This is a genomic window from Lysinibacillus sphaericus, from assembly GCF_005217585.1.
GTDB lineage: Bacteria > Bacillota > Bacilli > Bacillales_A > Planococcaceae > Lysinibacillus > Lysinibacillus sphaericus.
The window spans coordinates 552666-564455 of the sequence record NZ_SZPT01000002.1 but is presented as its reverse complement, the minus strand read 5'-3'; the positions used below and the strand labels follow the sequence as shown (position 1 = coordinate 564455).

Genomic DNA, 11790 nt, shown 5'->3' with positions numbered 1-11790 from the left:
TCCATCATTATTGATCTTCGATAACGATATAAGTGGCTTTAATCGGGCCGTGGACACCAACGACAGGAATCATTTCGATATCTGCGGAATTACTAGGACCTGTAATAAAGTTAATGCAAGAAGCGATATGCTCCCCATTTTGAACTTTTTGGCTCATCCATCGAGCTGCTTGGGTGATGCGTGGAACGATGGTGCTTTTTGGCATCAAAATTATCGACTTTTCTGGTAAAAAGCTTACCGTTCGCCCTCTATATTTATCGCTAAATAGGACGGCTGTTCCAGATTCGGCTAAAGTCATCTCACTAATTGTCAGTCCGATATTTGCTTTTTCGGCTTGTCGGATATTTTCCTCTGGCTGTGTTTCATCCCATACATAAAGTTCAATATCGACTTGTGGCCATTGTGTATGCATCAATTGAGCTAAACCATAATTTTCAAAGCGTTTGTCTTGCCATGTGATGACAGAGCGACCACCGTATTGCTCTACGACTTTTTGTAAATCCGTTGCTAGATTTTCTGTAGTAGTAACTATAACATCAGTATTAATATTTTTACATTGCTTCGCTAAGACAGCAACGAGTTCATCTTTCGTAGCATCTTTTAACACACGGTCTTGAGGTTGGTATTGCCAAACTGGTTTTGTTAGTTGTGTTTTTGGTGCTCGTCCAAGTTGCTTGGCAATATTCGATAAAAATGCATCTCTATTTACAATGCTTCCTGCCATTATTCAGAACCTCCTTTTGTACGGCTGTTAAACCAGCTTCGGAAATTTTCTTTATTCGGAGCTGGGAAATCTCTTGCTTCTGTCCACGCTTTTAATGGTCCTGGGCCGTTTGAAATTTTATTATCCTTTGTAAATGGAGACATGGCTGGTGCTGCCATTTTCGTTGCCATTTTGTATAAAGTAGGGGAGGAAGCACCTAAGCCAAACGCCTTCATAAGAAGCTTTTCGGACACCGGGGCTCTTCCTTCATTTTCAACGATGACCTGACGATGGCGATGAATCAGTTGATGCAATGGGATTTTGACAGGACATGCATCTGTGCAAGCGCCGCATAAAGTCGAGGCATATGGTAACTCCTTGAAATCATCATAACCACCTAGCAATGGTGACAACACAACACCGACAGGACCTGAGTAAATTGAACCGTACGTATGTCCACCAACATGACGGTATACAGGGCAAGCGTTAACACAAGCTGCACAGCGAATACATTGCAAAATTGGTTGGAATTCCCCCCCTAAAATAGCTGAACGGCCATTATCGACAATAACTAAGTGGAATTCATCTGGCCCATCCGTATCGCCTTCATCTTTTACACCAGTTAACGTCGTAATATAGCTTGTTAGCTTTTGCCCAACAGCACTTCTCGTTAATAAACTAACGAGGACCTCCATTTCTTCGAACGTGGGCACAATTCGTTCCATGCCCATCACAGTAATTTGTGTTTTAGGTAAGGCGGTTACTAAATCAGCATTTCCTTCATTTGTAACGAGTGTGATGGAGCCACTTTCTGCGATAGCGAAGTTACAGCCAGTAATGCCAATATCTGCTGTTAAGTACTCATTTCGTAGTTTTTCACGAACATAAAGGGCTAGTTCTTCTGGTTTTTCTGTTTGCTCATAGCCTTGTTTTTCTTTAAATATATCGCGAATTTGCTCTTTATTTTTATGCAATGCTGGTACGACGATATGCGATGGGGGTTCATGATCTCCAACTTGCAAAATATATTCGCCAAGGTCTGTTTCAATCACTTCACAGCCCAGTTGTTCGAGCGCGGGATTTAAATTGATTTCTTCTGTTACCATGGATTTAGATTTGACGATTTTTTTCGCTTGTTTTTTTTCGGCGATTTGTTGAATATAGCTAGTAGCTTCTTCGGCAGTTTTAGCAAAATATACATGTCCACCACGATTTGCTACATTTTCACTCAGTTGATATAAGTAATAATCTAAATTGGCGAGAACATGCTGGCGAATTTCCTCACCATGTGAACGCCATTCTTCCCAGTGCCCAAGCTCATCTGCTTGTTGTAATCGGCGCGTTTGAAAGCGTTCTTGTGCACTGGATACCGCACCTCGCATAAAGGTATTTTCTAGCTCTTTCGATACTCGCTTGTTAAACCTATCATCGCTTGTTTTCATTGCCATTCGATTATCCTCCTCTAAAAGCCACTTATCGGCAGTTTAGTACTTCCGCAATATGCATCACTTTAATGGGTTTGCCTTGTCGCTCAATACGCCCCCCGATATTGATTAAACAGCCCGCATCCGCACCGATTAAAATATCTGCTTCCGTTTCTTCCACGTTTAGTACTTTTTCATTGACCATTTCTCCAGAAATATTCCCCATTTTTACTGAAAATGTGCCGCCAAAACCACAACAGCGGTCTTTTCCTGGGAGTTCTACGTATTGTAAACCTTTAACATTTCCTAATAATTTCATTGGTGCTTCTTTCACACCGAGCAATCTAGTCATATGGCAAGAGGTGTGGAATGTCGCTTTACCTTCTAAATGTGCACCTACATCTTCAATCTGTAGAATGTCTACAATAAATTCCGTGAATTCATATGTTTTAGCAGCTAACGCCTGTGCTTTCGCTTCCCATATAGGGTCCCCTTTAAATACTTCAGGATATTCTTTAAACATATAAGCACAAGAGCCAGAAGGGGAGACGACGTACTGTGCATGTTCAAAAGCAGTTATCATTTTTTTCATCGCATTTTTCGAATCCTGTACATAACCACTATTATAAGCAGGCTGTCCACAGCAAATTTGATTTTCTGGAAAGTCGATGTCACAACCTAGTCTTTCTAAAACTTCGACAACTGCTTTTCCTACCTCACCTTGAAACATATCGACTAAACAAGTCGCAAACAATGTTACTTTCATGCTTTTCGCTCCTTTTGTATGGATTTGCAATTTCAATTGATTAATCAACTGGTCATCAGATGACTTGGTGGACAGTTAGATTGTTTTTATCATACTACAACCTATAAGATGGGTGGAAGTGCTATTTGCAAATTTTCAAAAAATAGGGGAGGGACAAAAAAGAAAAGTGCTAGATTGTGTTTAATCAATCTAACACTTTTTGCGATAACATCAGCTCTGGCAATTTATGAATTTTATTCCTTTGTAGATTCGGTTGTGTCGAAATAGTGCATTAAAACTTCCTCTACATTGCTTAAATGAGAAGACATTGCATGCTTTGCTAGCTCTTCGTTTTGTTGTTTAATGGCAAGAAAAATTTGCATATGTTCATCATATAATTTTTCGCTTGTCGTTTTTTTAGAATACAACCAAATACGACGCGTTTCTTTCATTGTTTCAATCATTAAACCGGATACTTGGTCTAAAATTGTTGCCAGTAGGGGGTTTTGAGAGGCAGCAGAGATTGCCGCGTGAAATTGAAAGTCCGCTTTTTCGCCAAGCTCTCCATCACCCTGTGCTAGTTTCATGTCATCTAAAATACGCAACATTGTTTGTATATCTTCATCTGTCCGATGAATGGCAGCACTGGCAGCGGCACCCACTTCAATAATTTTGCGTACTTTTAATAGATGGGAGACATCTTTTTTATTTGTTAATGTGAGTGTTGAAAGTGGGAAGTCAAGTTGTTTGGATGGAGTGCTCTTAACAAAAGTGCCGGAACCTTGTTTAATTTCGATTAAGCCCATTGCTTTTAGTGCAGATAAGGCTTCTCTTATGGCAGACCTACTTACTTGTAATTGTTCAGCAAGTTGTTCGACAGAGTCAAGACGATCTCCTGGTTTCAGGTCGCCAGCTCGAATTTTTTCATAGAGCATTTCTGATACTTCCTCATATATTTTTTTCGGTTTAATTTTCTTTAATTCCAAGGAGCTACACCTCATTCATCTCAATCAATTGCTCTATATAAGTATATTATACATGAAGAATGCTAATTTACTCACTGTTTCTCATGAATACTTTTCTTGGGTGTTTAGGATTAAAATATTGTACAGTTTTGCTAGTAATTGCTACTTAAAGTAGCTAAAATGGAAATTTTATTTTAAAAATATATTGAATTTTTAAAATTTAGTTCATATAATTTTAACATATAGTCATCAGATGACCTAATCTATTTAAGTTTGGAGGGCGTAAACCAGCTTAGCAAAAAAGTGTTGAATGTTTAGTTACAAGATAACTTCAATTGACGTTTTTACAAGTCTGACAAAACGAAGATAGTAGCATTGGAGGAGCAAGAGGCTCGTGATAGTCGTGTCTTGCTTCTATTAGACTGCAACTGAAAACATCAATAATCTGTTAATGCCGTATTGTCATGATTGGGGAGAACTTTTTATTTTGGGGGTATGCAATTTGACATTTACACAAAATTTTACTGCTGTGGGGGATAGTTTGACGTGGTCGGCAATCGTTGCTGTTATACCAATACTTTATTTTTTCTGGGCGTTAGCCATAAAAAAAATGAAAGGCTATATGGCAGGTTTAACAACTCTGCTTGTCTCTTTATTATTGGCTGCTATTGCATTTAAAGTGCCGCTAGGGACAGCGGTAATGTCCGCCACACAAGGGGCTGTGTATGGTCTACTACCAATCGGTTGGATTATTATTACATCGGTTTTTTTATACAATATCACGGTTAAAACAGGGAATTTTAATATTATCCGTTATTCCGTCTTATCGATAACCGAAGACCGCCGTATTCAAGCGTTACTCGTCGCGTTTTCATTTGGTGCATTTTTAGAAGGAGCCGCTGGTTTTGGCGCACCGGTTGCTATTTCAGCAGCATTATTAGTAGGTCTTGGTTTTAATCCGTTATATGCTGCAGGTCTTTGTTTAATTGCAAATACAGCCCCAGTTGCATTTGGTGCCATCGGTGTACCAATTACGGCTATGGAAGGACCTACGGGTATCGCCGCATTTGAAATTTCAAAAATGGTTGGACGTCAATTACCGTTTTTAGCAGTCTTTATTCCATTCTTCTTAATTTTTATTATGACTGGTTTTAAAAAAGCTTGGGAAGTGATGCCAGCCATTTTAGTATCTGGTATTTCATTTGCTGTCACACAATTTTTAAGTTCGAATTTTCTCGGTCCTGAATTACCGGATGTTTTATCTGCTCTAGTATCACTTTTTGCACTTGCCGTTTTCATGAAGTTTTGGCAGCCGAAAACGATTTATCGTTTTGCTTCCGAACAAGAGAGTACAGCTGATACAATGTCTAAAAAAGAGTCGTACAGCGGAGGAACAATCATAAAGTCTTGGTCACCATTTATTATATTGACGGCTTTTATTTCTTGCTGGGGGATTCCTGTAGTCAAAAGTGCTTTAACGGGAAATTATGACGGTACAAATGTTATTTTAAAAGGGGTAAATTTAGTGGGGCAAGCGATGACATTTACGGCTGAAGTACCGCTTTTACATAATCAAGTAGTGAGTGGCGCAACGGGGGAAGCAATTGCAGCTTTCTATAAGGTAGAACTTCTAGGTGCGGCAGGTACAGCTATTTTATTATCTGCCATCGTTTCTAAATTTATTTTTAACGTTTCGTGGCGCAATTGGGGAACAACATTTTTTGAAACATTAAATGAAATTAAGTACCCGCTTATTACGATTTGTAGTGTCGTTGCCTATGCCTATGTGACAAATACAGCAGGTATGATGACAACGCTTGCTTTAGTTTTAGCGAAGACGGGTGTATTATTCCCATTCTTCTCACCTGTGCTAGGTTGGCTCGGTGTATTTATTACAGGATCTGATACATCTTCAAATGTCTTATTTGCCAAGCTCCAGCAAGTGACGGCTGATTCTGTTGGAATGGAACCGGTGCTTGCACTTGCAGCGAATGCATCGGGTGGTGTAACCGGTAAAATGATTTCACCACAATCTATCGCAGTTGCCGCCGCCGCGGTTGGACTTGTAGGGAGAGAATCAGAATTGCTGCGCTTCGCATTAAAGTATAGTGTGATGTTGCTATTATTTATCTGTATACTAACCTTTTTACAAAGTAATGTCCTATCTTGGATGATTCCATAGAGCAGTGAATTTTTTAGTAAAAGGTATTGAGAATCGCTTTCTCAGTACCTTTTTTCTGATTAGCAAACATAAAAAGGCTTTATTTTAAATTCTTGTATTATTGCAAATTTCGTTGACAGAAAAACGTAGCGGGCGCATAATTCAGAAGTGCCTTTTGCAAAGCAAAAAGATTTCGCAGTTTCTACAACTTTTCGTCAAGAAACGTTCACAAGCATTAAGGGCGCAATTTCCATTGTTTTTTGGTACGATGGAGGCAGTAACTGTAAGGAGAGAATGAAAAATATGGAAACTGATATTAACGTTTTTCTAGCGTTTGGAGCGGGCTTTTTAAGCTTCATTTCACCGTGTACTCTGCCACTGTATCCAGCATTTTTATCATACATAACGGGAATGACTTTGGATGAGCTAAAATCTGAACGTGGCATGATGCAAAGGCGTGCTATTTTGCATACGCTATTCTTTTTATTAGGATTTTCAATTATTTTTATTATGATTGGTCTAGGCGCATCATTAGCAAGGGAATTCTTCCTAAACTATCAAACATTATTGCGTCAAGTTGGCGCCATTTTAATCGTTATCTTTGGGTTAATGATTGTAGGGTTACTGCAAATTGATTTTTTAATGAAAGATCGAAAATTTCAATTCAAAAATCGACCATCCGGCTATATAGGTTCCATATTAATTGGCATCGCATTTGCGGCGGGTTGGACACCATGTACAGGTCCAATTCTAATGTCCATTATTACGTTAGCTGGAGCAAATCCTTCTTCAGGGTTTAGCTATATGTTTGCTTACTATTTAGGTTTTGCCATTCCATTCTTTGTGTTATCATTCTTCATTTCACGTATGAATTGGATTCGCAAACACAGTCAAAAAATCGTAAAAGTTGGCGGCTATATTATGATTGCGGTGGGGATATTGTTATTCTTTGATGGTTTAACATATATCACGCGATTATTGCAGCCTATTTTCGGTGGATTTATTGGCTTCTAATCTGCTAAACTAAAGGGCATACCATACTTTAACGTGGAGGGAGATGAATACGTGCCTACAGTTTTAGTAGTGGATGATACGCTATTTATGCGTGTTACAATCAGTAATATGTTTACTGAATGGGGTTATGAGGTAGTTGGCAATGCAGTGAATGGTAAAGAAGCTGTAGAGCTGTATCGAGAGTTACAACCAGATCTTGTAACAATGGATGTAACGATGCCCGTTATGACAGGTATTGCGGCTGTAAAAAGAATCATCCCAGAATTTCCTAATGCAAAGATAGTTATGATTACAGCATTAGGACAACAAAAATTAATTGTAGAAGCAATTGAAAGTGGAGCGAAAGATTTTATTACAAAGCCTTTCGAGCCAGAAAAATTAAGAGCTGTAGCAGACCAGCTAGTTGGTCAAAGTTGCTAATTTAACATCAGAGGAGGATTCTTTATGTTAAGCAATATCCCTTCTCAATATTATGTTATAGGTTCGACTATAATGGCCATTATAATGGGTAGCTTTGTGATGGTATTACGTATGCGAGCTTCCAAAAAACCTACAAATGAGAAGAAAATTATCATTCCACCTATTGCCATGTCATCAGGTGCGTTAATGTTTTTATTTGCACAATTTCGAGTGCCACCTATGCAGATTTTAGAAGCTGCTGCGGTAGGTATGGTGTTCTCGACCATTTTAATTGCTACTTCGAAATTTGAAGTAAAAGGTCACGATATTTATTTAAAACGTTCAAAAGCGTTTGTATTTATTTTAGTTGGGCTGTTAATCTTCCGTGTTGTGGCAAAAATGATTTTAAGTAGCTCGATAGATGTCGGGGAGTTAGCAGGTATGTTTTGGATTTTAGCATTTGCAATGCTATTGCCTTGGCGAATTGCAATGCTGATTCAATTTAAAAAAATCAAGAAAACGATTCCATTAAAAAATATGTAAAGAAAAGAAACTACACTAGCACATTTGCTGTTGTAGTTTTTTTAACGTATACAATAATTTTTTGTATTAAGAGGATATGGTGCAATAAGCGATTTCTAATCGACAACGTGGTATACTAGGAACCATGTTAAAAAATGAGGAGTTACTTAGATGAAATATTTTAAACCACAGATGCAGTTGCTTGTAAAAGAAAACCGTGAATTGCATGACCGATTAAAAGAGCTAATGGCGGATATGGATTTGCAAAAAAACTATGCATTAAAAGCACTGTATCATGCAGAAGTGGCAGACGGTGGGCGCTATCAACAAGATTACCAAGCGCTTGATCATTTATTTAAATAAAGCATAAATCGCTAAACTAATTAAATCGTTCTATATCAAAAAAAGCCGCACCTATTGTAGTGCGGCTTTTTTGCATCCTATTAGTCAAAAAGATGCTCATATGGGGTAACATCAATTTGCATTTGATCTAATTTTTTACGTAAAAATTTGTGGTCACGTTTAGGCGTAGCTTGAATATAACCGCGTATAATTAAATCATTGTCTATAGCTGTCGCCTTTTCTTCTAAAGCGAGCTCGCCAATTTTACCTGCAATTTTTTCTTTCGCCACTTGTCTAAATAGCTCAGGTACTGGGCTCACCAACTCATATAGAAATTCCTTCTCAGGTTGTCCCCATAGATGAATCGTTTTATCTAAGTAAAATTCCTGCCAATCTAAATCTGATTTCCCATCCTGCTTTGGTAAAGCTTTTAAAAACTTGCGGAACATGAAAAATCCGCCAATAGCCATTAGCGAAATAAGGACGACTACCCAAAATAAAATAAACCATAAAAACCAACCATCTAACAAATCGTTCACCTCTTTGTCTTCTCTCACTCTATTATAAAAGCTTCAACAAAAAAATTCATCCTTATTGTGCCTCTTTTTATAAATCGTTTAAATAAATGTAAGTATTGCACTCTAGTGAAAAAAGTTACTAAGTTTGGCACAGTATGTTGTTGGGCTTGATGAGCAAGCAAGATGAGCTGCTGCCCATATTCAGAAGAATCTAAGTCTCTTAATTTATTTCTAGTCAGTAAGTTTCCTTATACCCAAACCTATCACCCTACAACGAATATACTAGTTTAAACAACGCGGACTACTAGAGGTGAAGAAATGGAGCGGGATTCATTGTTTTTTAAAGGACTGACTGGTGAAGTTGTCACGTTAAAAGATGCGAATTATGATGAGGCACGACAGGAATGGAATCGTGCAATACAAAAGTATCCAATTGTAATCGTTTATTGTGAAAGAAAGCAAGATGTTATCAATGCTATTCGATGGGCACGTAGACATTGTGTACCTATTCGAATCAGATCTGGTGGACATCATTATGAAGGATATTCTACAGGTGATTATGTATTGGTTATTGATATTAGTCGAATGAATGCGATGACAATGGATAAAAAACGTCATCGCTTAAAAATAGAAGCCGGAGCAAAAAATGCTGAGGTGTATGAGTTTATTGGTACGAATGGTTATACTTTTCCAGGTGGTACTTGCCCAACTGTTGGTGTAGCAGGCTTTACGCTCGGAGGAGGCTGGGGATTTTCTAGTCGACTATACGGTTTGGGATGTGATAGTTTAGTTGAATTTGAGTTAATTAATTACGAAGGAAAGCTTATTAAAGCAAATCAACAGTGTAACGCGGATCTTTTCTGGGCGTGTCGTGGGGCAGGGGGAGGTAACTTTGGAGTTGTGGTCAGTATGACATTTCAGTTGCCAAAGCCCATCAATGCTTCTATTACACTTATTAGATTTTTTTATGTAGGTACAACGCAAGCTAAGCAAATGCAAGTAATGAATATTTGGCAAAACTGGTTGCCACAGTTAGATAAACGAATGACAGTGGTTGCAAGCTTTTATAATGCGGAAGGCGAAGGGTTAGGTATTTTTGCTAGCGGATTTTTTTACGGACCTTCGGAGATGGCTAAGAAAATTTTACAACCCTTTGCTGAGGTAGAAGGGTTTCAGCTAGAGCTAGCACAACTATCATTTTTAGAAGCGGTTAAAAAGGTAGAAGCAACCTATCCACCATATGAAAAATTTAAGTCAACAGGTAGATTTGTTCAAAGACATTATACACTTACGGAGCTTCAAAACACCGTTGCGCTCCTAAATAATCCTCCACAAGGTTCCGTGTATACGGCTATATCTTTTTATGCATTAGGCGGAGAAATTAGCCAAGTTGGCAAAGCGGAAACCGCATTTTTCTATCGCAATGCTAAGTATATTATGGGTATTCAGTCTGTGTGGACAGAAGATCAATACGCAAAGGAAAATGAAGCATGGGTGCGTCAACGTTTTGAATTTATTAAAACCATTACGGAAGGCTCTTATGTAAATTTTCCAATCAATCATCTCTCAAATTATGACAAAGAATATTTTGGAGGCAATGCACAACGCTTGCATCAGGTAAATAAAAAGTATGATCCGTTTAATGTCTTTAGTTTTCCTCAAGGATTAGGCTAAATACTGCACAGGGGGTTCGTAATGAATGTATTTTTCAGAACACTCGAACATAAGGCGATGATTGACGTTTTAGGTCATCGTCTTTTTCGTTATTTCTAAAAAGGAAGATACAAGATGCCCATTTTGAAAATTAAATCGAAGGGGTAAAGTAAAGCCAACAGGGCTATTTTTACATCCCTTTAAATGGAAATATAAATTTGCCTTAATTGACAAAAGTAACAACTTGTTGTTAAAATCAAGTTGTTACTTTGAACCGGATAAACTTATATAAAGTTGGTCAAAGGTCTAGAGACAAGGAAAGTCTCTTCTAATTAAGGGGGATGTAAAATGGTCAAGTTGAAAACAGTAGGACTTACTTTTGGAATAGCTGTTTCGTTACTATTAGCAGGATGTGGTGATAAAAATGATGCAGATGCAACAGGCAAGACCAAAAGCATAGGTGAGCAGGTTGATTATAAAATTATAGGGATTGAACCAGGAGCAGGATTGACGGAGCTTTCGGAAAACACGCTAGCGGAATATCAAAATTTGCAAGGTTGGGAACTGGAGGAAAGTTCAACACCTGGGATGTTGGGTTCATTAGAGCAAGCTATTCGAAATGAAGAGCCTATTATTATTACAGGATGGACACCGCATTGGATGTTTTCATCCTACGATTTAAAATTTTTAGAGGACCCTCAAGGGACATTAGGTGGAACGGAAAATATTAATACACTTGTGCGCAAAGATTTGGCTAAAGACTTACCCGATGCCTATACACTTCTAGATCAATTCTATTGGGAACCAGAAGATATGGAAGCTGTAATGTATGAAGCTCAAACAACTTCTTTTGAAGAGGCGGCAGACAAATGGATCGCACAAAACGAAGAGAAGGTAAATGAATGGACAAAAGGGATGACAAAAGTGAAAGGCAAAGAAATTGAATTAGCATCCACTCCATGGGATTCAGAAAGAGCTTCAAGCAGTGTACTACAAGCAGTATTTGAAGAACTTGGATACACAGTCACAATCACCCCAGTTGATCCTGCCATCATGTTTCAAGCAATCGCATCAGGAGTAGCCGATGCAACTGTCGCTGCTTGGTTACCAACGACACATAGCTCCTTTTATGCAAAATACAAAGATGACTTTGTTGATTTAGGAGAGAATTTAACAGGGACCAAAAATGGATTTGTTGTTCCTACATATATGGATATCGATTCCATTGAGGATTTACAACCAAAACAATAGGTTAAGAGATAACAAGGGGAATTTCCTAATAGTTAGGAAATTCTTTTTTTGTTAAAGTGGAAGTAAAAAGGGATTCATTACAAGCGTGTCGAA

Annotated in this window: 12 protein-coding genes; 7 read left to right on the top strand and 5 right to left on the bottom strand. The window is 38.2% G+C overall.

Features of this window, described 5'->3' with window-relative positions:
• Nucleotides 1–7: 7 nt before the first annotated feature.
• From FC748_RS08400 to FC748_RS08385, 4 genes are all read right to left on the bottom strand, one after another.
• The gene (locus tag FC748_RS08400; RefSeq protein ID WP_108030558.1) at nt 8–724 is read right to left on the bottom strand and encodes a LutC/YkgG family protein; all 717 of its coding nucleotides are present in this window, start codon (nt 722–724) and stop codon (nt 8–10) included.
• Nucleotides 724–2151, bottom strand: a complete 1428-nt coding sequence (locus FC748_RS08395) for a LutB/LldF family L-lactate oxidation iron-sulfur protein (RefSeq protein ID WP_024363537.1) — start codon at nt 2149–2151, stop codon at nt 724–726. The genes FC748_RS08400 and FC748_RS08395 overlap by 1 nt, the downstream gene beginning before the upstream one ends.
• Nucleotides 2152–2176: 25 nt before the next feature.
• Nucleotides 2177–2893 (bottom strand): lactate utilization iron-sulfur protein LutA, encoded by a 717-nt coding sequence (locus FC748_RS08390; protein ID WP_108030559.1) that lies wholly within the window; start codon nt 2891–2893, stop codon nt 2177–2179.
• A 233-nt stretch (nt 2894–3126) separates the two neighbouring features.
• Nucleotides 3127–3858, bottom strand: a complete 732-nt coding sequence (locus FC748_RS08385; RefSeq protein WP_024363539.1) for a FadR/GntR family transcriptional regulator — start codon at nt 3856–3858, stop codon at nt 3127–3129.
• Between the two features lie 481 nt (nt 3859–4339).
• Here FC748_RS08385 and FC748_RS08380 point away from each other — a divergent pair, with 481 nt between their 5' ends.
• From FC748_RS08380 to FC748_RS08360, 5 genes are all read left to right on the top strand, one after another.
• Entirely contained in the window at nt 4340–6019 is a 1680-nt protein-coding gene (locus tag FC748_RS08380) for an L-lactate permease (RefSeq protein ID WP_108030560.1), read from the top strand.
• 282 nt (nt 6020–6301) lie between these two features.
• A complete protein-coding gene (locus FC748_RS08375; RefSeq protein ID WP_024363541.1) occupies nt 6302–7012 on the top strand; it encodes a cytochrome c biogenesis CcdA family protein in 711 nt (236 codons plus the stop codon).
• Between the two features lie 33 nt (nt 7013–7045).
• Nucleotides 7046–7432 carry a response regulator gene (locus FC748_RS08370; protein ID WP_029747323.1) on the top strand — a complete coding sequence of 129 codons (387 nt, stop codon included), beginning with the start codon at nt 7046–7048 and terminating at the stop codon, nt 7430–7432.
• Between the two features lie 24 nt (nt 7433–7456).
• Complete coding sequence (locus tag FC748_RS08365; protein ID WP_024363543.1) at nt 7457–7954, top strand: CcdC family protein; 498 nt, start codon at nt 7457–7459, stop codon at nt 7952–7954.
• Nucleotides 7955–8104: 150 nt separating this feature from the next.
• Nucleotides 8105–8296, top strand: coding sequence for a hypothetical protein (locus FC748_RS08360; protein ID WP_024363544.1), 192 nt, complete (start codon nt 8105–8107; stop codon nt 8294–8296).
• Nucleotides 8297–8376: 80 nt separating this feature from the next.
• Here the strand turns inward: FC748_RS08360 and FC748_RS08355 are convergent, their stop codons facing one another.
• A complete protein-coding gene (locus FC748_RS08355; protein ID WP_025219274.1) occupies nt 8377–8805 on the bottom strand; it encodes a DUF2621 domain-containing protein in 429 nt (142 codons plus the stop codon).
• A 306-nt stretch (nt 8806–9111) separates the two neighbouring features.
• Here FC748_RS08355 and FC748_RS08350 point away from each other — a divergent pair, with 306 nt between their 5' ends.
• Nucleotides 9112–10467: an FAD-binding oxidoreductase gene (locus FC748_RS08350; protein ID WP_108030561.1), complete on the top strand. Its 1356-nt coding sequence runs from the start codon at nt 9112–9114 to the stop codon at nt 10465–10467.
• Nucleotides 10468–10794: 327 nt separating this feature from the next.
• The gene (locus FC748_RS08345; protein ID WP_108030562.1) at nt 10795–11697 is read left to right on the top strand and encodes a glycine betaine ABC transporter substrate-binding protein; all 903 of its coding nucleotides are present in this window, start codon (nt 10795–10797) and stop codon (nt 11695–11697) included.
• The last annotated feature ends 93 nt before the right edge of the window (nt 11698–11790 follow it).